At 49.1% G+C, this 21824-nt stretch carries 17 protein-coding genes; 13 read left to right on the top strand and 4 right to left on the bottom strand.

Annotated features, from left to right (window positions below):
- Positions 1 to 11 precede the first annotated feature (11 nt).
- The 6 genes from AC4EHB_RS15400 to AC4EHB_RS15375 all read left to right on the top strand — a co-directional run bounded on the left by AC4EHB_RS15400 (position 12) and on the right by AC4EHB_RS15375 (position 8198).
- Positions 12 to 716 (top strand): response regulator, encoded by a 705-nt coding sequence (locus tag AC4EHB_RS15400; protein ID WP_490981976.1) that lies wholly within the window; start codon positions 12 to 14, stop codon positions 714 to 716.
- A complete protein-coding gene (locus AC4EHB_RS15395; RefSeq protein ID WP_490976421.1) occupies positions 716 to 1804 on the top strand; it encodes a sensor histidine kinase in 1089 nt (362 codons plus the stop codon). The genes AC4EHB_RS15400 and AC4EHB_RS15395 overlap by 1 nt, the downstream gene beginning before the upstream one ends.
- A complete protein-coding gene (locus AC4EHB_RS15390) occupies positions 1722 to 2495 on the top strand; it encodes an ABC transporter ATP-binding protein (protein ID WP_490981975.1) in 774 nt (257 codons plus the stop codon). Before AC4EHB_RS15395 ends, AC4EHB_RS15390 begins: the two co-directional genes overlap by 83 nt.
- Entirely contained in the window at positions 2467 to 4404 is a 1938-nt protein-coding gene (locus tag AC4EHB_RS15385) for an FtsX-like permease family protein (protein WP_490976423.1), read from the top strand. The genes AC4EHB_RS15390 and AC4EHB_RS15385 overlap by 29 nt, the downstream gene beginning before the upstream one ends.
- A 99-nt stretch (positions 4405 to 4503) precedes the next feature.
- Positions 4504 to 6057, top strand: a complete 1554-nt coding sequence (locus tag AC4EHB_RS15380; protein ID WP_490976424.1) for a fatty acid--CoA ligase family protein — start codon at positions 4504 to 4506, stop codon at positions 6055 to 6057.
- A 155-nt stretch (positions 6058 to 6212) separates the two neighbouring features.
- The gene (locus AC4EHB_RS15375; protein WP_490981974.1) at positions 6213 to 8198 is read left to right on the top strand and encodes a S9 family peptidase; all 1986 of its coding nucleotides are present in this window, start codon (positions 6213 to 6215) and stop codon (positions 8196 to 8198) included.
- A gap of 92 nt (positions 8199 to 8290) precedes the next feature.
- On the opposite strand, the gene AC4EHB_RS15370 is transcribed toward AC4EHB_RS15375, so the two are convergent.
- The 3 genes from AC4EHB_RS15370 to AC4EHB_RS15360 all read right to left on the bottom strand — a co-directional run bounded on the left by AC4EHB_RS15370 (position 8291) and on the right by AC4EHB_RS15360 (position 10247).
- Positions 8291 to 8611, bottom strand: a complete 321-nt coding sequence (locus AC4EHB_RS15370) for a DUF5658 family protein (protein WP_490976426.1) — start codon at positions 8609 to 8611, stop codon at positions 8291 to 8293.
- 388 nt (positions 8612 to 8999) lie between these two features.
- Positions 9000 to 9434, bottom strand: coding sequence for a hypothetical protein (locus tag AC4EHB_RS15365; protein ID WP_490976427.1), 435 nt, complete (start codon positions 9432 to 9434; stop codon positions 9000 to 9002).
- A gap of 36 nt (positions 9435 to 9470) precedes the next feature.
- Positions 9471 to 10247 (bottom strand): enoyl-CoA hydratase-related protein, encoded by a 777-nt coding sequence (locus AC4EHB_RS15360; protein ID WP_490981973.1) that lies wholly within the window; start codon positions 10245 to 10247, stop codon positions 9471 to 9473.
- Positions 10248 to 10351: 104 nt separating this feature from the next.
- On the opposite strand from AC4EHB_RS15360, the gene AC4EHB_RS15355 reads away from it, so the two are divergent.
- Positions 10352 to 11968, top strand: coding sequence for an ABC1 kinase family protein (locus AC4EHB_RS15355; protein WP_490981972.1), 1617 nt, complete (start codon positions 10352 to 10354; stop codon positions 11966 to 11968).
- Between the two features lie 713 nt (positions 11969 to 12681).
- A complete protein-coding gene (locus tag AC4EHB_RS15350) occupies positions 12682 to 13047 on the top strand; it encodes a YhjD family protein (protein WP_490976430.1) in 366 nt (121 codons plus the stop codon).
- Positions 13048 to 13093: 46 nt separating this feature from the next.
- Here the strand turns inward: AC4EHB_RS15350 and AC4EHB_RS15345 are convergent, their stop codons facing one another.
- Positions 13094 to 13648: a competence protein ComK gene (locus AC4EHB_RS15345; protein ID WP_135501031.1), complete on the bottom strand. Its 555-nt coding sequence runs from the start codon at positions 13646 to 13648 to the stop codon at positions 13094 to 13096.
- 177 nt (positions 13649 to 13825) lie between these two features.
- Between AC4EHB_RS15345 and AC4EHB_RS15340 the strand changes: the two genes are divergently transcribed.
- From AC4EHB_RS15340 to AC4EHB_RS15320, 5 genes are all read left to right on the top strand, one after another.
- The gene (locus AC4EHB_RS15340) at positions 13826 to 14065 is read left to right on the top strand and encodes an IDEAL domain-containing protein (RefSeq protein ID WP_490976432.1); all 240 of its coding nucleotides are present in this window, start codon (positions 13826 to 13828) and stop codon (positions 14063 to 14065) included.
- Between the two features lie 225 nt (positions 14066 to 14290).
- Positions 14291 to 16273: an excinuclease ABC subunit UvrB gene (uvrB, locus tag AC4EHB_RS15335; protein WP_490976433.1), complete on the top strand. Its 1983-nt coding sequence runs from the start codon at positions 14291 to 14293 to the stop codon at positions 16271 to 16273.
- A 6-nt stretch (positions 16274 to 16279) separates the two neighbouring features.
- Positions 16280 to 19162 carry an excinuclease ABC subunit UvrA gene (gene uvrA, locus AC4EHB_RS15330; RefSeq protein WP_490976434.1) on the top strand — a complete coding sequence of 961 codons (2883 nt, stop codon included), beginning with the start codon at positions 16280 to 16282 and terminating at the stop codon, positions 19160 to 19162.
- A 101-nt stretch (positions 19163 to 19263) separates the two neighbouring features.
- Entirely contained in the window at positions 19264 to 20439 is a 1176-nt protein-coding gene (locus AC4EHB_RS15325) for a DUF4097 family beta strand repeat-containing protein (protein ID WP_490976435.1), read from the top strand.
- 119 nt (positions 20440 to 20558) lie between these two features.
- The gene (locus AC4EHB_RS15320) at positions 20559 to 21800 is read left to right on the top strand and encodes a M20/M25/M40 family metallo-hydrolase (protein ID WP_490981971.1); all 1242 of its coding nucleotides are present in this window, start codon (positions 20559 to 20561) and stop codon (positions 21798 to 21800) included.
- Positions 21801 to 21824 lie beyond the last annotated feature (24 nt).

Below are 21824 nucleotides of genomic sequence, written 5' to 3'. Positions count from 1 at the left end.
GGGGAATCATTATGGCAGCACAACGGATTTTTATTGTGGAAGACGATTTGAAAATCGCTGCATTGCTGGCGGAAACGCTCCGCAAATACCATTATGAGGTGGCAACCGCACAGGATTTCGATCAGATCCTCGAAGAATTCGGAACTTTTGATCCCCATATGGTGTTGCTGGATATCAACTTGCCTTCATATGACGGCTATTATTGGTGCAGGCAGATGCGCCAGCGTTCGACTTGCCCAATCCTTTTCATTTCAGCGAGATCGGGGGAAATGGACCAGGTTTTTGCGCTTGAAAATGGCGGCGATGATTTCATCACGAAACCTTTCCATTACGAAATCGTCCTTGCAAAAATAAAGAGCCATTTGCGGAGAGCATATGGCGAATACGCTCCAAAACAGGAAGAGCGTTCGGTGAAAGCCGGCCGCATCGTTTTGTTTCTTGAGCGTATGGAGCTCCACGTTAAAAACGATGCTATTCCGCTGCAGAAAAAAGAATGCACAATTATGGAGCTATTACTCGCGCAGTACCCGAAAGTGGTGACGCGTGAACAGCTGCTGGAAGAGTTATGGGACGACCAGGCGTTTGTCGATGAAAATACTTTGAACGTCAATATGACACGCGTGCGAAAAAAACTGGCGGATTACGGCGTCAAGTCGATGATTGAAACGGTGCGCGGGTCGGGCTACCGCTTGCTGATCGACGAGGAGGAATTATAATGCTGCGGCTGTTTTTTAAAGAGCATGCGGCGTTTATCGTATTCCAGGCCGCTTTGGTCGCGTTCATCATGGCGCTTTATTGGCTCGACGGATTCCGCAACGTCGACACGGCGATTTACTCGTTTGTTATTAGCACGCTGCTCGTGGCCGTTTTCCTGGCGACCCGTTTTTCGAAACGCTACCGCTTTTACCAAAAGATTTTAGCGGTGCCGGACCGGATGGAACACGCGTTGCAGCGCGATGGGAAATCGCCGGAGCAGCTGCAGAGTGAGAAATACATGCAGGAAATCTACCGCCTTTACCAAAACGAGGCGCAGGCGCTTTATGCCTCGCAGAAACGCCATCTGCAATTTATGAATCAATGGGTGCATCAGATGAAGACGCCTTTGTCGGTGATGCAATTATTGCTGCAAGAGCCGGAGAAATTGGATAAAAACAGCGTCCGCGAAGAAGTGGACCGGCTGAAGGCCGGGCTCGATACTGTACTGATGAATGCACGCCTCGATACATTTGAGGAAGATATGCACATTGACCAAGTGCAACTGCGCAGCATCGTCTCAGAAATCGTCAATGAAAATAAGCGGCTGTTCATTTCGAAACGGGTCTACCCGGAAATTGATGTCGACGACAAATATATCGTAGCGACCGATCGAAAATGGATGAAGTTCATCTTGGGCCAGCTGTTGACGAACGCCTTGAAATACACGTTTGAACCGGACAAGAAAGTGTATATAAAAGCGGATTGCGTTGCCGAAACCACGTTGTTGACGATACGCGATGAAGGGATCGGAATTCCGGCGTCTGATTTGCCGCGCGTCACGAGAGCCTTTTTCACAGGCGAAAATGGCCGCAAGACCGGTGAATCGACGGGCATGGGCTTATATTTGGCAAACGAAGTATGCAAAAAACTCGGACATCAGCTGATGATCGATTCATCAATCGGTGAAGGAACGGCGGTGTCCGTGTTATTCCGCAACCAGGATTCTGCAACAGGGGGAAATGACAATGCCGTTATTGAAAATCGAAGAAGTGACGAAAGTGTACGAAGGGAAAGTGACGCACCGCGCGCTCAATCAGCTGAGCTTTGAAGTGGAAAAAGGCGAGTTTCTGGCCGTCATGGGACCTTCCGGCAGCGGCAAGACGACGCTGTTGAACCTGATTTCGACAATTGATACGCTGACCGCGGGGGAGATCCTTATCGACGGGGTCGATCCGCACGGTTTGGACAAAAACGAGTTGGCGCTTTTCAGACGCCATAAACTGGGCTTTATCTTCCAGGATTTCAATTTGCTGCAGATGTTGACCGTCGAAGAGAACATGGTGCTGCCGCTGACGCTGGACTATGTGCCGACTGATGAAATGGCTCGGCGTGTACTTGAGCTGGCGCGGAAACTCGGCCTTGAATCGATTCTCCATAAACGCCCCAACGAAATTTCCGGCGGTGAAGCGCAGCGGACAGCCATCGGCAGGGCGTTAATCCACAACCCTTCGCTCATTCTAGCCGATGAACCGACGGGCAACCTCGATTCCAAAGCTTCGCGCGACGTGCTTGAATTATTGAAAAGCGTCAGTGAAGAAAGCGCTACGACAATCGTGATGGTTACCCACGATCCGATTGCAGCGAGTTATTGCGACCGCGTGTTATTCATCAAAGACGGCGAGTTTTTCAATGAAATTTACAGCGACGAGCGCCGCCAAACATTCTATCAAAAAATCCTTAACGTCTTATCCTTGCTGGGAGGGAACGTGAATGACCTTTCGGCAGCTCGCTTACCGTAATGTGTTCAGGAACCGCCGAAGCTACGCGGCATTCTTTTTAGCGAGCGTCTTTTCGGTCATGGTGTTTTTCGTCTATTCCATGTTCATCTTCCATCCGCTGTTTGCGGAAGATGGCTTGCAGCAGCTCGCGGTGCGCGGCATGTTCATCGCGGAAGTGGTGCTTTACATCTTTACGCTGTTTTTCCTGTTTTATTCGATGAGCGCTTTTTTGCAGGCGCGTTCAAAAGAGTTCGGCATTCTCATGCATTTGGGAATGACGAAAAAGCAGCTCAATAAATTGGTCTTTTTCGAAACAATGATTCTTGGGACGGTGTCGACCGTTGCCGGAATCGCATTAGGCTTCGCATTTTCCAAGTTCTTCTTTATGATCGGCCGTGAAATCATGGAGCTTGAAGCGCTGCCTCTTTATGTGTCGTGGAAGCCGTTCGCTTTGACGATCGGTGCATTCGCCAGCCTGTTCATCATCATTTCTTTCGTCAGTGTCGCTTTTGTGCGGACAAAAGGAATATTGGATCTGCTGCAGGGTTATTGGAAAACGGATGAATTCACGCAAAGCTCCAAATGGCTCTCAGCGCTTGGCTTTGTTTTGCTGGCAATCGCCTATGCCCTTGCTGCGATGGTATCGGACAGCACAGTTTACACGATGGCATTCATCATCCCACCGATTGCAACGCTTGGAACCTATCTTTTCTTCACGCATTCCATCCATTCGCTGCTCCAATTCTATAAACGCAGCCGAGGCGTTTATTGGCACAAGACCCGGCTGGTGGCGATTGCCGAAGCTTCCGTTAAGCTGAAGGACAGCGCTCAGATGTTCTTTATCGTAACAATCGTTTCGACAGTCGCTTTCTTGACCGTCGGAACGCTTGCTTCGTTCATGTCCTACACGGGCGATTTTCGCGAATCAAATCCGCTCGGACTTATCTATATTTCATTTAATGGCAATAGCGAGGAGCAGGAGCACGTAGAACGGCTCATTTCCCAATTGGAAGGCAAAGAGCTGGAGTACGATATGGTACCGCTGATTGTGAAGCGCCAAACCTCGACGATGTCAGGCAACGATGTCGATATCGTGCGGACATCTGATTTTAACCGCTTAGCATTGACGCTCGGTTTTGATCCGGTTGACCCGGAGCGGGGGGAAGGGATTTTCATCCCTTACTCGCAAGAATCGCTGGAGGAATTGGGCGAAGTCAGCGTGGAAACAAGGCTGATGGAAAGTGACATCGATTTATCGCTTGGCGAAGTTTATCCCCATGTCATGTTTCCTGTCAACACTGTGAACTTTAACAGCATTGTCGTCAACGATTCCGATTATGCCGCGATTGATGAACCGCTGGCCGGATTCGGCGACGGGGAATCGACGTTCACGTATTATGCATTTGATATTCCGGACTGGGAAGAAACGGTCAGTGTTGGCAAAGAGTTGACCGGCATCATGCAGCAGGCTGTCGTGCAAGAGGATTTCCGCGATTTGAGCTTTTTCTTCGTCAATCCAGGGGAAGATTACCGCCTGTTTAAATCGTCTTTCGCTATTCTGCTGTTCATCGGCGTGATGGTGGCGGCCGTCTTCTTATTGGCTGCGGGCAGTTTCATCTATTTTAAATTGTATACAGGGCTGGAGCGGGATCGCAGGCAATACTCTTTGCTAGTGAGGCTCGGCATGACGGAAAAAGAACTTGGCAAAATCGTCAACCGGCAGCTCATGCCGCAATTTTTCCTGCCTTGGGGCGTTGCGCTGCTCCACAGTACATTTGCATTCATTTCGCTGCAAGTAGTATGGGATGAATTTGCGGAATTGTCGATTGTCGGTGAAATGGTGTTTGTACTGAGCGGCTTCACGATTGCGCAAATCCTCTATTTCTTCTTGATCCGTTGGCGTTATATAGAACATCTTCGAGCATCGTAAATTTTACGATGCTTGTTGTATTGTCTGAAGATTTCTTTTATAATGAAAACAGCGTCAATAATGAATGAGTACTCATTCAATATGAAAGAGGGATGGGAAATGAATTTAGTTAAGAGCGTCCATGAAATTTCACTGCAAAATCCGGGTAAAACCGCGTACAACTTTATGGGGAAAGATACATCGTACCAAGAATTTGACGGATCAGTCGCAAAATTCGCCGGTGCTCTGCAATCGCTTGGGATCAAAAAAGGGGACCATGTAGGATTCTTGCTGAGCAACACACCGCATTTCATGATTGCCTTATACGCAACGATGCGGGTTGGCGCTACAGCTGTGCCGATCAACCCTATCTACACACCAGATGAAATCGCTTACATCGTGAAAGATAGCGACGCCAAGGTGGTCATTGCACTTGATGCGCTGCTCCCGCTGGTTGAAAAAGCACATGGGGCACTGCCGTCGGTTGAAGCGTATATCATCTGCGAAACCGACCCTTCGGCGGCCGAGAAAATGGCTCAACTGCCAGAGGCGGTCAAACCGAAAGTGCATTCGTTCACCCAGCTATTGATGGCCTCCCCGGCATTCGAGGGTTCCGCCGAGTTGCAAGGCGATGATGTAGCCGTCATCCTTTATACATCCGGTACTACGGGCAAACCGAAAGGTGCAATGTTGACGCACGAAAATCTTTACTCGAATGCGCGCGATGTCGGTGTTTACCTGCAAATGAATGCTGAAGACCGCATTGTTGCGACATTGCCGGTATTCCATGTTTTCGCATTGACTGTCGTAGTCAACGCACCGCTAATGATCGGCGCTACAATTATCTTGGTGCCGCGCTTCAACCCGGTAGAAGTGTTCGAGACGATCAAGTCGCAGCGCGCGACTGTTTTCGCCGGAGTGCCGACAATGTATAATTTCATGTACCAGTTCCCGCATGCGAAAACCGAAGACTTCGCGACGGTGCGTTTGGCGATTTCCGGCGGGTCTGCCTTGCCGGTAGCGCTGCTGCATAATTTCGAAGACAAATTCCAAGTACGCGTGTCCGAAGGCTATGGCTTGTCGGAAGCTTCACCTGTAACTTGCTTCAACCCGATCGACCGCGAACGCAAAGCGGGCTCGATTGGAACGTCTATCGTCAACGTCGAGAACAAAGTTGTCAATGAACTTGGTGAAGAAGTCGCGGTTGGTGAAGTGGGCGAATTAATCGTTCGCGGTCCAAACGTCATGAAAGGCTATTACAAGCTGCCGGAAGAAACAGCAGCTGCCTTACGCGATGGCTGGCTTTACACGGGCGATTTGGCAAGAGTGGACGAAGAAGGCTATTTCTATATCGTTGACCGCAAAAAAGACATGATCATTGTTGGGGGCTTCAATGTCTACCCGCGCGAAGTCGAAGAAGTGTTGTTCGCGCATCCTGGCATTGTGGAAGCCGCAGTTGTCGGATTGCCGGATCCGAATTTCGGCGAAAGAGTCAACGCGTATGTCGTATTGAAAGACAATTCGGTGACGACGGCGGAGCTTGAAACTTATTGCGCCGAGCATTTGGCGAAATACAAAGTGCCGCGCCATTTTGAAATCCTTGAGGAATTGCCAAAAAACACGACCGGTAAAATTCTTCGCCGTTCATTGAAAGATCAGGCAATGAGCAAATAACCATTCAAGCGGCCCAGGCTATTCCAGCCTGGGCCGCTTTTTTCACTGTCCAGAAGGCAGCGGCATCTATTTGATTGAAAAGACAGACATTTTTACTTATAGTAGAAGAGCAACTATTACGTTTTTCGAAATAAATCGACAGGGGGATTTTACATATGAAAAAGGCAGTCGAAATAAAAGACTTAACCCGATTGGCATCAGTGACCGACCCGCATATTTCGCCGGACGGCACGCAGTTGTTATTTGTCCGTACGCAGATGGATGAGGAAAACAACACATACGTTGCGCATCTTTTCCATGGCGATCTACAAAGCGGGAAAATCACGCAGTGGACGCACGGCAAAGACCGCGTTTCGTCGCCCGCTTGGTCAGAAGACGGCGAAATGGCAGCGTTTTTATCGACAAGAGACGACAAGAACCAGCTGTATGTAATGCCAGCGACAGGCGGAGAGGCGCGTGCGCTCACCGATTTCGAAAAAGGCGTCAATTCGTTCCGCTGGTCGCCCTGCAATAAAAGGATCTGGTTTGATGCAATGGTGAAAGACGGCAAAACATTTACCGATAAAGAGGACAAAGAAGACCGCAAAGACAAGAAACATCCTCAACCGATATTTGTCAGCCAAATGAAATACAAGATGGATGGCATGGGTTTGGTGCCGCAGGACGAGCACCGACAAATCGGTTCGGCCGATATTGAATCGAAAGAGATTGAACAATTGACGTCAGGCAATTTCCATTATAATTTGGAAGCCGTTTCGCATGGCGGATCGAAATTGGCGTATGGAGTGGTGCGGGAAGAAAATCTCGATTTCGTTTTCCGCCAGCCCCTTTACTTGTATGACATCGAATCGAAAACGGAAACGGCAGTGGCGGATGGAGAGGGATCCTTCGATGGAGCCGCTTTCTCATTCGACGATGCGAAGCTTGCGTATATCAGCAGCACGCGCCAATTCGAAAACGCGACACACACCGAGGTGTCCGTCTACGACATCGCCTCAAAGACTAGCATGTGCCTGACTGAAGGCATCGACGCACCGGTCGGCGATTACGTAGTGGCCGACCATCAACAAGGAGCCGCAGCACCCGCAGTTGTTTGGACAAAAGATGATCATTTATACTTCCAGGTTTCGACGATGGGCGACGTCCGGCTGTATTTCGCTTCCCTTGACGGGGCGGTGTATCCAGCCTCACCCGAAATGGAGCATATCTACGGATTTGATATTGCCCGCAATGGCGAGTTCGCGGTCGCGGCAATCAGCGATCCGGTCAATCCGGGGGAATTATACAAACTCACCATCGCTACCGGTGAACGGGAAGCTTTGACCGTTTTCAATAACTCTTATTTGGAAAACACGGAATTGGTCATGCCCGAGGCAATCGTTGCCGAAGGGGCCGATGGATGGCCTGTTCATGGCTGGCTGATGAAACCGCAGAGCTTTGCAGAAGGTGAAAAATATCCGCTTGTCGTCAATATTCACGGCGGTCCGCATGCGATGTACGCCAATACGTTTGTCCACGAAATGCAGCTGCTCGCTGCCCGCGGGTTCGGCGTGTTGTACGTCAATCCGCGCGGCAGCCATGGCTATAGCCAGGAATTTGTCGACGCCGTGCGCGGCGACTACGGAGGCAACGACTACGAAGATATCATGAAATCGCTGGAAGCCGTGATTTCCGAAAACCCTTGGATCGACACCGAGCGTTTGGGCGTGACGGGCGGAAGCTACGGCGGATTTATGACGAATTGGATCGTCAGCCGAACAAACCGTTTTAAAGCGGCTGTTACGCAGCGTTCGATTTCCAACTGGGTATCGTTTTTCGGCGTTTCAGATATCGGTTATTATTTCAGCCCCTGGCAAATCGGTGCGGACATGGGCGATGTTGATAAATTATGGCATCATTCACCGTTGAAATACGCGGCGGATGTAGAGACGCCATTATTGATTTTGCATTCGGAAAATGATTATCGCTGCCCGATTGAACAATCAGAACAACTGTATGTGACGCTTAAGAGCCTGGGTAAAGAAACCGAATTCATCCGTTTCCCGGAAGCCGACCATAATTTGTCGCGTACCGGAAAACCGAATCTGCGCTTTGTGCGCCTCGAGCAGATTGCCGGCTGGATGGAAAAGCATTTGGCTTGATCAATCTCAACAGGAGAAAAACGAAAGCCGGAAAACACCCGAACTTCATCGGGGGTTTTCCGGCTTTTTGCGTTTTCCAATGAGCCTGAGTTTTATAAGGCAAGAAGGGTGAGCCAAAAAATATGAAGAAGCAAAATCAGCGAGTAGAGTGTATTTGCAGAAATGAAGAAGTAAAGCCAGAGGCGGGATTGGATGTCAACGAATGGCGTGAAAAGAAGCCCGGAAAGGCATAGCGAAAGCAGAACTTTGATTGCCAAAATAACACCTGGAGAGAATGAGCTCAATAATGGATTGGCTTCGGTGATAAAACCGGATGTGATTCCAAAGAACGTCAGTAATCCATCTGCTGCATTCAAAATGGCGAGTGCCCAGACCTGATTTTTTAAAGGCGTGCCGCGTTTAGCCACAATCATATTCACCTCCATTTTCTGCATGCATCATGGTGTCTGAGTGTTCTTTTATTAATAAGAAATACCCTTTTTTCTATCATTTACACATACATTTGAACTATTATTATTTAATATTTTTTAAAAAATATATTAAAAGTAGTTCGTTTTTCTCTATTTTGGCAATCTCGGCTTATGGCTAAGAGCTCTTTAAATGATAGGGGGAGAATGCTTATCCATTAACTGGCCTTAAATCGGCGTTGACATGAAGTGTGGAAGAATTAACAGGTACTAGTAAGAAATCAACATGCGTTGCTTGAACGTTAACCGGCACTAGCAAAAAGTAGAAGACGGCAATAAAAAAAGACTGCAGGCAAATTCGAGAAAATCGAATTTGCCTGCAGTCTGGACACGCCTAAGAGTGGAGCGTTTGGTTTTTTTGTGTGCAGTGCCATCTCGATGAAAAAGTTTGTTTTTCATCGAATTCTTGTATGTGCAGCCGGTCGGCTTTGAAGCCTGTTGCATACTTGATTTTATTGCGCTTTTCTTCGAGCAGCAGGTTGTTGATCCACTGCTCGGCTACAGCGGCCAGTTTTTCGCGCTGTCCCTTTGCCCCGCTGCATATTGTGATAAAGGAATAATCCGTTAAGTTCGCCTTTTCCCTTTTAAGGAAAGTCCGCATTGGCGCAGCAATCTTTCCCGCCCAGACCGGGGTAAGCAAAATGACCGGCCCGTAGTCTTTAACATCGAAATCGAAAGGGGCGAGCCGCGAATCACGTTTCACCAGAAAATCAATGAAAATGGAAAAGCTTTGCGTTTTCTCCGCTCTATGATTTCGTACATCGTGCATCCGATTCTGTCGCGCAATTCAACAGCCGGCTTTACATTATTTTCCTTTGAAAACGGGTTTGCGTTTTTCGCCGAATGCAATCAGTGCTTCTATGCGGTCTTCGGTTGGAATTGTCATTTCATACGCTTTGCGTTCAATGTGAAGTCCGGTCTGCAAGTCAGCGTTCATGCCGTTCTTGATGGCGAATTTCGCTTGCTGAAGGGCAATTGGGCCGTTCGCCAGCATCATGTCAGCGAATTGGCCGGTTACTTGGATCAACTCGCTGCGCGGAGCCACTTTCGTCGCAATTCCGTAAGCAAGGGCTTCATCAGCTTTTAGGCGGCGTGCCGTCAAAATCAATTCCAGTGCTTTCGCTTCGCCGATTAAACGAGGCAGGCGTTGTGTGCCGCCGGCTCCGGGGATAATGGCCAGGCTCGTTTCTGTTAGGCCGAGCAATGTATCATCCGCCACAATGCGGAAATCGCACGCCAACGCAAGTTCCATGCCGCCGCCGAACGCGAAGCCGTTGATCATGGCAATCGTCGGCTGAGGCAGATTCTCGATTGTCGAAAAGACTTCACCGATTTTATAAATGTTGCGTTTTACATGCTGTTCAGTCAGCGTCTTCCGTTCTTTTAAATCAGCGCCTACACTGAATGCTTTCTCTCCAGCGCCTGTGAATACAACAAGGCGGATGTCCGGATTGATGCGGATCGCTTCAACCACTTGGCCGAGCTCCGCAAGCATATCGTAATTGAAGGCGTTCATGGAATCAGGGCGGTTTAACGTGATGAACGCCAGGTTCCCTTGTTGTTCGTAATGAATTGTGTCCATTTTTCTCCCCCTTAAAGTGTTTCCTTCTTCTAAAAACATACCATTTTTTGGACTATTGTGCTATCCCGCTCTATAATTAAGCGCAGAGAGGGGGACACGCATTCATGAATCAGTTTTCATTCATTCGCATTTATCGCATTGTCTTCATGGCCGTTAAATTTTATACGCAAGCCACGTTGTTCCAACGGCGCCACCGTGGCGCCTGGAATCCTCTCGTCGAGGAGAAATGGAACACCCTGGTAACGAAACAAGCGAAACAATACAAGACATTGGCGCTGAAACTCGGCGGCCTGATGATCAAGATGGGGCAGTTCCTGTCAACACGGGCAGATATCATGCCAAAGTCCTTTCTCGAAGAGCTCGAGGGGCTGACGGACCGTGTGCCTTCAGTAGAACGTGAAAAAATCATATCTGTGTTGGAGACAGAATGGAATTCCCCTTATTCCAGCTATTTGGCGGGACTGTCTGAAGGAGCGGTTGCTTCCGCATCTATAGGAGAAGTCTATAAAGGGACGCTGAAAGACGGCACTGTTGTCGCCGTGAAAATCCAGCGCCCGGGAACTGAGAAATTGCTGCGGGCAGATTTTCAGGCGATGCGCATTGTCATCTGGTTTATGAAGACCTTTACGCCGCTTTCCAAACAAATCAATTTCACTCAGCTGTTCGGGGAAATGACCGAAACGATCGGTGCGGAATTGAACTTCCTTCAGGAGCTGCAAAGTGGACGCGCGTTCGCGGACCGTTTTTCCGAAATGGACGGCATTCGTTTTCCTGTCTATTTTGATGATTTGTCGACGCGCCGCGTCCTTGTCATGGAATGGATCGAGGGGGCACGCATCACCGACTTGGCCTTTATTGAAAAAAATGGAATCGACCGCCACGAAATCGCGGAGCGGCTGTTCATCCTGTTCCTCGAACAGATTTTATACGGCGGACAATTCCACGCTGACCCGCACGGCGGGAACATTCTACTGAAGCCTGATGGCACGATTGTGCTGATCGATTTCGGCATGACGGGCACAATCACGGCCGCGGATTCACAGGCTGTCCTGCGCATTGCGGAAGGCATTATCTTCAAAAATTACGAATTGGTTCTTGATGCGCTTGAAGAGCTCCGGTTCTTATTGCCGCAAGCTAACCGTGAGCTTTTGGCCGATACGATTTCCCGCTTGGTCGCTGCATACGAATCAGACGAGCTGATGCAGATGGACAGCTTTGTCGTGGAGCGGCTGTTCAAGGACATGCAAAACATCGTCCGGACACAACCGGTACAGCTGCCAGCTGAGTTCGCATTCTTCGGTCGTGCGGCTTCAATCTTTGTTGGCGTGCTGAACGTCCTGGATCCAGGCATTGACCTCTTGGCATTGGCGCGGCCGCGCGTTCTTGAATGGGCGTCGACCCAAAAAGAAGGCAAGCCTGTCTTCGGTAAAAGTGATGTGCTGCGCTGGGTGCTGAACGCCTCGGGCCCATTCCGGGTGTTGCCGCAGAAAGTCATCAGCTATTTGGAAGAGCCGGAGCGGATGCGCCATTACATCGAAAATCGCGACGGACGCAATCGCCAGCATGAGCGCGATCTGCAGAGCCGGATGTTTGCCGGCATGTTCACCATCCTGTCGTTCGCTGGCATCTCGGTTTCGGTGTGGTTCTGGCATGAGCCGTTCATGTGGGTGTCTTCCGGATTTTTCGTCGGATCATTATGGGTTTACCGTTCAATTAAATGAAAAGAGCTGTCCGGAATTCTGTTTTACAGACTTCCGGATAGCTCTTTTTTTCATGGCAAGGGTGTATTCATGCGAGTTGAATTATGATTCTTCTTATTAGTACTGCGCAAAACTGCCTCGCTTGCCGCGGGCAAGACATTGGCCGCAGCCTGCGAGACCAATGTCTTTGTCTCGAAGCTAGCGAAGCGATGCAACGTTTTTTCATGTCCCGAAGCTAGCGCAGCGTTGCAGGGACAGAGACAGGGACAGAGTCTTACTGAAGTTTCCGCAATTTTATTCCGTGTCTACAAAAATAGCAGAACCTACTAAGCTCTTTATTTTTCAAAGAGCTTACCAGCGAAGGTGCGGCCAAGGGCTAGGCAAGGAGATGGCCAAATGGAATTTGGTCCATTTCCTTTGCTTCGAAGCTAGCGCAGCGATGCAGAAGCAGAAGGTTTTTAGCAGAAAGACAGGCGTTCTTTGCCTGGCTTTTTGCGAGAGCCAAGGAGGTGCCAGTAAGTTTTGGCAACTCCTTTGCGACGAGCTTGCGCAGGAGCAATCATCCTAGCCTTACCCAAAGCGTCCGAAGCAGTTTTAAATGAGTTACTTCTTTAATTCAACTTATTAAATAAAACTCCAGAAAGGATTATTTGACGGAGGCTATTGCAATTTTAGGAAATGGCGCTAAAATTAAAAATAAGAACAAACGTTCCCTTTTTGAGGAGGTGCTAAGAATGCCGTTAATCTCACAAGAGGAAATCGTCTATTTTGAAAAAGCGATGTATTTGCCGATGGTGCTGATCATTCTGGAGCGCGACCGTGCATTATTCGAACAGGGTCCTTTTAAGTTGAAGAGGCCGTATGTTGAATTGGTGGATGGAGCGATTCGGAAAGTTCAGAGGGAGCTGAAGGAAACGAACATCCATATGCGCAAGCAGCATATGAAAATGCTGAAGGGGACAGGCGATGATACCTTTACTGAATATGTCTTTTACCATGGGGGCTATGAAGATCACAGGCGCTATTTGAATTTGCGCCTACGCAATCAAGTGGAGGAGCTGCTGCGAATTTATTTGGCGATGGCACACCGGGAGATTTGACCAGGTCCACCAGCCTCAATATGAACAGCGGCTGAAGTTTCGGCGGTCAATCCATCGGATGCTGAGCGCGGGGCGGATACCGCCGTTTCGTCAAATAGACCATCTGCTGCTTGTGGATTTGTTGGGAATTCCTGAAAAAGCGGCGCAGCGAACCGGCAAACGAATGCTGATTTCTGAGGGCGATGGGCGACACGTCGAGTGGTACGCTTATGCCGTTGCTTAAGTGTACAAGGCTTCCTTTAATGGTGTCTTCGCTGTCGATCAACTCGACTGCATCAAAATTGAACCAGACCGAATCACGGTTCTTCGGTGAATGGGTAGGAAAGAAAATGAGTGGGCTGCCGTAATATTCCCCAATGATGACAGGAGGTTTATGTTTGACCCGGATCGCTTTCTGGGAATAGAGGGTGGCGCTTTCGAGGGATCCCCTGTAAAATCTGCACGAAGAGCTGATGATTTTATAGACGGATTCCTCTACGATGAATTCGCTGCGGTCTTCAATGACCCGCGTCCAGTTTCTGTGGCCGTCAATATACGGCAGAAGTGCGTAGGTATTGCTGCACACCGTATATGATAAGAGCTGATGATTCTTTTTACTCATGAATTATACACCCCTCAAATTTACTATACATATAACATTATAAGGAAAAAATGCAAATTAGCAAAGGCTTTACTACGGAAAATAAAATATTTTCTATTTCATTAGAATTTTCAAAAAACGATTGTTCTTTCAGAATTTATATTGTATACTAATGAAAAGCATTCGGGGTGATGAAGAATGGAAAACTATTATTCTTATGCTGATTTCATGAAAGCGATGGCTCAAACAAAGAAAGCGACCGAAGCGGAAAAACTTCTGAACGATATCTATTTGGATCTGTTCCTGAAGCATGTTCACCGCTCTCAGCAAGAAGAGCAGCTGATGAGCCTCATCGACGAAGCCCTGGACAATAACGACCGTAAAGCATTCAACACGTATAGCGAGCAATTGAAGACCCTAAAACACGAAGAAGAATGAGTAAGCAGCTTTTTATAGAATGTTATCAAAAATGCATCGGACCTAGTCCGATGCATTTTTTTGCACGTTTACGCAGTGCAGGCGCCCCTTGAAGCAGGATTGGTTCTTCCCTGCCAACCTGTAGATCCAAAAGAAATAGTGAAAAAACATACGTTCGCTTTTTGTTAGGGTATTTTTAGGGCATATGATAAAATAGAGACAATGAACGAACGGAGGGCATTAACCATGAAACAGGAATTCAATCTTCAGGCACCCTATGAGCCTGCGGGCGATCAGCCGGCTGCAATTACCGAACTGACACAAGGAATCATCAACGGCAAGAAATGCCAGACGCTGCTCGGAGCGACAGGGACAGGGAAGACGTATACAATGTCAAACGTCATCCAGCAAGTGAAAAAGCCGACGCTCGTGATGGCGCACAACAAGACCTTGGCTGGTCAGCTGTACAGTGAATTCAAGGAATTCTTTCCGGACAATGCAGTTGAGTATTTTGTCAGTTATTATGATTATTACCAACCGGAAGCTTATGTGCCGCAATCCGATACGTTCATCGAGAAAGATGCCAGTATCAACGATGAAATCGATAAACTTCGGCACTCGGCGACGAGTTCATTGTTCGAACGCGATGACGTCATCGTCATTGCTTCAGTATCTTGCATTTATGGCCTGGGTTCTCCGAAAGAATACCGGGAGCTCGTGGTTTCACTGCGCAAAGGGATGGAAATCGAGCGTAACCAGCTGCTGCGAAAACTGGTCGATGTGCAATACGAGCGCAATGACATCAACTTTATCCGCGGCACATTCCGTGTACGGGGCGATGTAGTAGAAATCTTCCCGGCATCGCGCGATGAACGCTGCCTGCGCGTGGAGTTTTTCGGCGACGAAATCGACCGCATCCGCGAAGTCGATGCGCTGACCGGTGAAATCATCGGCGAACGTGAACACGTCGCGATTTTTCCAGCGTCCCACTTTGTTACCCGCGAAGACAAAATGGTCAAAGCGATCGCCAACATTGAAGAAGAGCTGGAAGAGCGCTTGAAAGAAATGCGCGCTGAAGACAAGCTGCTTGAAGCACAGCGGCTGGAACAGCGAACGCGCTACGATTTGGAAATGATGCGCGAAATGGGCTTCTGCTCAGGCATCGAAAACTATTCAAGGCATCTGACGCTGCGCCCGGCTGGCGCGCAGCCTTATACGCTCATCGATTATTTCCCGGAAGATTTCCTGTTGGTGGTCGATGAAAGCCACGTCACGCTGCCGCAGGTGCGCGGCATGTTCAATGGCGACCAAGCGCGCAAAAAAGTGCTCGTCGACCATGGTTTCCGCCTGCCTTCGGCGATGGACAACCGCCCGTTGACCTTCACGGAATTCGAGGAGCATATCCATCAGGCGGTGTTCGTGTCAGCGACGCCGGGGCAATATGAACTTGATCACACGCCGGAAATGGTCGAGCAGATCATCCGGCCGACAGGGCTCCTGGATCCGACCATCGAAGTGCGCCCAATCGAAGGGCAGATCGATGATTTAATGGATGAAATCCGCCAGCGTACAGACCGCAACGAGCGGGTCTTGGTGACGACGTTGACCAAGAAAATGTCGGAAGACCTCACCGCTTATCTGAAAGAAGCGGGGATCAAAGTCAATTACCTCCATTCCGAGATCAAAACACTTGAACGCATCGAAATCATCCGTGAACTGCGTATGGGCGTCTACGACGTTCTAGTCGGCATCAACTTGCTGCGTGAAGGGCTGGATATTCCGGAAGTGTCGCTCGTGACGATCCTGGATGCGGACAAAGAAGGCTTCCTGCGCTCTGAGCGTTCATTGATTCAGACGATGGGCCGCGCCGCACGTAATTCGAATGGCCATGTCATCATGTATGCCGATAGAATGACGGATTCGATGACGAAAGCGATTGATGAAACGGCGCGCCGGCGCACAATCCAGGCTGATTATAATGAAGAACACGGCATCACGCCGATTACAATACAAAAGAAAATCCGCGACGTCATCCGCGCCACAGAGGCTGCAGAAGAAGGCGAAGAATATGTGTCAAAAGCGGTTTCGGGCAAAAAGCTCAAGAAAGAAGAGCGCGTAAAACTCATTTCCCTGCTCGAAAAAGAGATGAAAGAAGCGGCCAAAGCGCTTGATTTTGAACGCGCGGCTGAATTGCGCGATACAGTGCTTGAATTGAAAGCGGAAGGATGATTAGACTTGAAAAACCAAGAGATACGCATACAAGGCGCACGCGCACATAATTTAAAGAATATAGATGTTGTTATCCCGCGCGACCAACTCGTTGTCATGACGGGATTATCAGGTTCCGGAAAATCTTCATTGGCGTTCGACACGATTTATGCGGAAGGGCAGCGCAGGTACGTTGAATCGCTGTCTTCTTATGCGCGCCAATTTCTAGGGCAAATGGATAAGCCTGATGTGGATTTGATTGAAGGGCTGTCCCCGGCTATTTCAATAGACCAAAAAACAACGAGCAAGAATCCGCGTTCCACAGTCGCGACAGTGACAGAAATCTACGATTATATGCGTTTGATGTATGCGCGGGTCGGGAAACCGATCTGCCCGAACCACGGCATTGAAATTTCATCACAGACCATCGAACAGATGGTTGACCGGATCGTGGATTATCCGGAACGCACAAAAATGCAGATTCTTGCTCCAATCGTCTCCGGGCGTAAAGGAACACACGTGAAACTTTTGGAAGACATTAAAAAACAGGGTTATGTCAGAGTACGCATCAACGGCGAATTGATTGACCTGGATGACGACATCAACTTGGATAAGAACAAAAAGCACAATATTGAAGTGGTCATCGACCGGATCGTCATGAAAGACAATATCGCTCCGCGCCTCAGTGATTCACTTGAATCCGCATTGCGGCTGGCTGAAGGACGCGTATTGGTTGATGTCATGGAAAAAGAAGAATTGCTGTTCAGTGAACACCATGCTTGCCCGATTTGTGGATTTTCAATCGGCGAATTGGAGCCGCGCATGTTTTCGTTCAACTCACCGTTTGGCGCATGTCCGGAATGCGACGGTTTAGGCCATAAACTGGAAGTGGACCCTGAACTCGTGATACCGGACTGGAACTTGTCTTTAAAGCAAGGGGCCATCGTTCCTTGGCAGCCGACAAGCTCCCAATATTATCCGCAGCTCCTGCAGGCAGTTTGCAAACATTATAAAATCGACATGGATATTGCAGTAAGCGATCTGCCGGAAGAACACATCAATATTTTGATGCGGGGTTCTGGCTCAGACAAAATCCGTTTCCGCTACGAGAACGATTACGGGCAAATCCGCGATAACCACATCAATTTTGAAGGCGTGCTGTCGAACGTTGACCGCCGCTACCGTGAAACATCGTCGGATTATATCCGGGAACAAATGGAGAAATTCATGGGGCAACAGCCATGCCCGACTTGCGAAGGCTACCGCTTGAAACCCGAATCGTTATCCGTAAAAGTGAATGGCTTGCATATCGGAACCGTATCCGAATTCTCCATCATTGAAGCGGACGAGTTCTTTAAGAATCTGAAACTATCCGAAAAAGATATGGCGATCGCCAAGCTTATTTTGCGGGAAATTCGCGAACGGGTCGGCTTTTTGATCAATGTCGGCTTGGATTATTTGACGTTGAACCGCGCTTCCGGCACATTGTCCGGCGGTGAAGCGCAGCGGATTCGCCTAGCAACGCAAATCGGCTCACGGCTCACCGGCGTACTTTACATTTTGGATGAGCCTTCAATCGGCCTGCACCAGCGTGACAATGACCGACTCATCAGTACTTTGAAAAATATGCGCGATATCGGAAATACGCTGATTGTTGTCGAACACGATGAAGATACGATGCTTGCAGCGGATTATTTGATCGATGTCGGACCGGGCGCAGGCGTCCACGGCGGCGAAATCATTGCAGCGGGTACGCCGCAAAAAGTCATGAAGAACCGGAAGTCATTGACTGGCCAGTACTTGAGCGGCAAGAAATTCATCCCGTTGCCATCTGAGCGCCGCATCCCTGATGGGCGCAAGATTTCAATCCGCGGAGCGAGCCAGAACAATTTGAAGAATGTCGATATCGACATACCGCTTGGGCTGTTTACTGCGGTGACGGGCGTTTCAGGTTCGGGTAAAAGTACGTTGATCAACGAAATTCTGTATAAATCATTGGCCCATAAATTGAACCGGGCAAAAGCGAAGCCTGGGCATCATGTATCGGTGGAGGGCATCGACGAGCTCGAAAAAGTCATCGACATTGACCAGTCACCGATCGGACGGACCCCTAGATCGAATCCGGCGACTTACACCGGTGTGTTCGATGATATCCGTGACGTTTTCGCAATGACGAACGAAGCGAAAGTGCGTGGCTATAAAAAAGGCCGTTTCAGCTTCAATGTCAAGGGCGGACGCTGTGAAGCGTGCCGGGGAGATGGTATCATTAAAATAGAAATGCATTTCCTGCCGGATGTCTACGTGCCATGCGAAGTCTGCCATGGCAAACGGTACAACCGGGAAACGCTGGAAGTGAAATACAAAGACACGAACATTGCGGATGTTTTGGCAATGACCGTGGAAGACGCGTACGCATTCTTTGAGAACGTCCCGAAAATCAACCGCAAACTGAAGACCATCGTCGATGTAGGCTTGGGCTATATCACGCTGGGCCAACCGGCGACGACCTTGTCCGGCGGCGAGGCACAACGAGTGAAGCTGGCTTCAGAGCTGCACAAACGTTCAAACGGAAAATCATTCTATATCCTGGATGAACCGACGACCGGCCTTCACGCGGACGACATTTCACGCTTGCTGAAAGTTCTTCAGCGCCTTGTCGACAACGGCGATACTGTGTTGACGATCGAGCATAATTTGGATGTCATCAAGACGGCCGACCATATCATCGACTTGGGTCCTGAAGGTGGAGACAAAGGCGGAACCATTCTGGCAGCAGGAACGCCGGAACAAATAGCCGAAGTGAAAAATTCCTATACCGGCAAGTATTTGAAACCGATCCTTGAACGCGATCGCGCACGGATGGAAACACTGGTGTCAAAAGCCACGCGCAAGAAAAAAGCAGCGAAATGAAACTTTTTAGCGTGCTGGACGTATCAATTAAAAGAATACTAATTTCGGTTTGGGTTTAGCTCGCGCTTTTCACGAAACCGATCATGAGGAGGCCGCAACACATGCAAAGCGAAAAAGAACGCATTTTGGACATGGTGGAAAATGGCACAATTTCGGCGAGGGAAGCAGTTGAGCTATTAAAAGCGATTGATGGCGGCGGAAGCCAGTCTTCACGCAATGACTCTTACGGCCGTGATGATTACCGGGAAAAACGCGGCAGACGTGGCTTCTTCAGACCAGAAGACATGGTCAAAAAAATCTCGAAAGATTTCTCTCGTGATTTCACGAAAGATTTTTCGAAAAACGTTTCAAAAGACTTGAACCAATTGAGCGACCGTATGATGGAATTCATGCAAAGTTCAGTCGGCAAATTGAAAACGATGGAATTCGATTCGCCATTCGGCGAAGCGCTGCAATTCCACCATACATTCCGCTTGGAAAACATGGACATCACGAACATCATTGCTGATATTGCGAACGGCCAATTGGAAATTTTCCCTTCACAGGACGATTCCATCCGCGCGGAATGCAGTGTGAAAGCGTACCGTGCAGAATCGGAAACGCAGGCGAAAGAGGATTTTCTTGATAAATTCGTCTTTATTGGCGATGGCCAGAAATTGCGCATCATCAGCGATATGAAAACGACTCAAGTGAACGTTGTATTGTATGTTCCGGAGAAATCCTACGAACACATCACTGCACGCTTGTTCAACGGCGGTTTCGCCATCAAGCGCATCGATACGGCCATTTTGAAGGTCAAAACGGCAAATGGAAAAATCGACATGAAAAATGTTGTATTCGACTCCGCTGAATTGGAAACGGCAAATGGCGCAATCCAAGTGCAAGAAGTGACAGGCAAGGATCTGGAAACAGAAACGTTGAATGGCCGCATTTACGTCGACGGCGATATCCAAAAAGCCGAAGCGAAATCGCTTAACGGCAATATTGTGGTCACTTCCCGCTGCAAAGACGCACGCAAAGTGGAAGCGAAGACGTTGGCAGGCAATGTGGAAATCTACATTCCTTCCCACTTGCCATTGAGCGGTGAAGTTTCGTCGAACCTCGGCAAAATGGATCTTTTGCTGCCGGATGTTGAATACACACATGAACAAGGGCAATTTATGCAAAAAACGATCCGTTTCAGCAAAGAAAGCGGAGAGCCGGTAGCAGCACCACTTTTGGTTTACGGCGAAACGAAAACAGGATCCGTCCTCGTTCGCTATTTCACAATTGATTAACAAGAATGGGCCGGCATGTGCAAGCATGCCGGTTTTTCCTATGGAGGAATACCACGGAAATCGGGCTGCGGCTTGCAGAGAGTAGCTGTCGGACCAATATATGATGGAGGGGAAGCGCAATGGAAAAACTAATGATCACACCGGAAGTGACAAAAGCATTCGAGCAACTCACAAAATTAGAGGCAGTGGAAAAAGGCTTGGCGTTCATCGAGCGAGATCATGGGCGTACAGTGAAAGAACAGATTGAACTGACCGAAATCCCGGCTCCGCCGTTCAAAGAGCAACAGCGGGCGGAAGAATTTATGCGACGCTTGCAAGGTCTGCAGCTGGAAGATGTAGGGATGGACGAAGAAGGGAACGTATTCGGTGTGCGCCGCGGATTGGAAAAAGGGCCGAAGATTTTCGTTTCAGCGCATTTGGATACCGTATTTCCAGAAGGCACTGACACAACCGTGCACCAAAAGGACGGCGTTCTCCACGCACCGGGAATCGGCGACGATACCCGAGGGCTTGCAGAATTACTGGCAGTGGTCCGGGCAATGAATGAAGTGGACATCCGCACAAGCGGCGATATCATATTTGGCGGCACTGTGGGAGAAGAAGGAGCTGGCGATCTGCGGGGGGTCAAAGCGTTTTTTGCCGAGCACGACGATATCGACGGTTTTGTTTCGCTCGATGGCGAAGGCGACAATCATATCATCTACAAGGCGACAGGCAGTTTCCGCTATACGATTACATATAAGGGCCCGGGCGGCCATAGCTTTGCGGCGTTTGGCACACCAAGCGCAACCCATGCTTTAGGCCGTGCCATTGCAGCCATTGCAGATCTTGAAACACCGTCGGAACCCAAAACCACATTTTCTGTCGGCGAGGTAACCGGCGGAACGTCCGTCAACGCGATTGCCCAGGAAGCGAGCATGTCCGTCGATTTGCGCTCTAATGACAAAGGCGAACTGGAAAAACTGGAACAGCAATTTTTGGCTGTTGTTAAAAAAGCGGCAGCGGATGAAAATGCGCGTTGGAAAGACGGCCGGCTGACGGTGGACATTCATCGTTTCGGGCACCGGTCACCGGCAAGCCAAGCGGCTGATGTTCCGATTGTGCAGATTGCAGCAGCGGCGGTCAGAGCGATCGGCAAAGAGCCGGATCTCGGCGTGCCAAGCAGCACTGATTCGAATCACCCGATGAGCCTGAACATCCCATCTGTCACGATGGGGCTCGGCGGAAAATTCGGCGGCGCACATACGCTTGAAGAATGGCATGATCCAGAAAACGGCCATTTGGCGATTCAAAAGAGCTTTTTGGCAATCCTTGGAATGGCAGGCGTTCCCGAAGTAATCGAACCGTTGTTGAAAAAATGAAAACAACCCAGCAAAAGCGATTAA

The organism is Planococcus sp. TJ-302 (genome assembly GCF_058268455.1).
The sequence above is the reverse complement of the archived record's forward strand: the minus strand, read 5'-3'. Positions and strand labels throughout refer to the sequence as shown.

What these genes read in the sequence shown, in the direction of transcription:
- AC4EHB_RS15320 (WP_490981971.1), top strand. Translation starts at nt 20,559, where the DNA reads ATGGAAAAACTAATGATCACACCGGAAGTGACAAAAGCATTCGAGCAA.
- AC4EHB_RS15360 (WP_490981973.1), bottom strand. Translation starts at nt 10,247, where the DNA reads ATGGACACAATTCATTACGAACAACAAGGGAACCTGGCGTTCATCACG.
- AC4EHB_RS15340 (WP_490976432.1), top strand. Translation starts at nt 13,826, where the DNA reads ATGGAAAACTATTATTCTTATGCTGATTTCATGAAAGCGATGGCTCAA.
- AC4EHB_RS15345 (WP_135501031.1), bottom strand. Translation starts at nt 13,648, where the DNA reads ATGAGTAAAAAGAATCATCAGCTCTTATCATATACGGTGTGCAGCAAT.
- AC4EHB_RS15325 (WP_490976435.1), top strand. Translation starts at nt 19,264, where the DNA reads ATGCAAAGCGAAAAAGAACGCATTTTGGACATGGTGGAAAATGGCACA.
- AC4EHB_RS15385 (WP_490976423.1), top strand. Translation starts at nt 2,467, where the DNA reads ATGACCTTTCGGCAGCTCGCTTACCGTAATGTGTTCAGGAACCGCCGA.
- AC4EHB_RS15390 (WP_490981975.1), top strand. Translation starts at nt 1,722, where the DNA reads ATGCCGTTATTGAAAATCGAAGAAGTGACGAAAGTGTACGAAGGGAAA.
- AC4EHB_RS15380 (WP_490976424.1), top strand. Translation starts at nt 4,504, where the DNA reads ATGAATTTAGTTAAGAGCGTCCATGAAATTTCACTGCAAAATCCGGGT.
- AC4EHB_RS15365 (WP_490976427.1), bottom strand. Translation starts at nt 9,434, where the DNA reads ATGCACGATGTACGAAATCATAGAGCGGAGAAAACGCAAAGCTTTTCC.
- AC4EHB_RS15370 (WP_490976426.1), bottom strand. Translation starts at nt 8,611, where the DNA reads ATGATTGTGGCTAAACGCGGCACGCCTTTAAAAAATCAGGTCTGGGCA.
- AC4EHB_RS15350 (WP_490976430.1), top strand. Translation starts at nt 12,682, where the DNA reads ATGCCGTTAATCTCACAAGAGGAAATCGTCTATTTTGAAAAAGCGATG.
- AC4EHB_RS15395 (WP_490976421.1), top strand. Translation starts at nt 716, where the DNA reads ATGCTGCGGCTGTTTTTTAAAGAGCATGCGGCGTTTATCGTATTCCAG.
- AC4EHB_RS15375 (WP_490981974.1), top strand. Translation starts at nt 6,213, where the DNA reads ATGAAAAAGGCAGTCGAAATAAAAGACTTAACCCGATTGGCATCAGTG.
- uvrB (WP_490976433.1), top strand. Translation starts at nt 14,291, where the DNA reads ATGAAACAGGAATTCAATCTTCAGGCACCCTATGAGCCTGCGGGCGAT.
- AC4EHB_RS15355 (WP_490981972.1), top strand. Translation starts at nt 10,352, where the DNA reads ATGAATCAGTTTTCATTCATTCGCATTTATCGCATTGTCTTCATGGCC.
- AC4EHB_RS15400 (WP_490981976.1), top strand. Translation starts at nt 12, where the DNA reads ATGGCAGCACAACGGATTTTTATTGTGGAAGACGATTTGAAAATCGCT.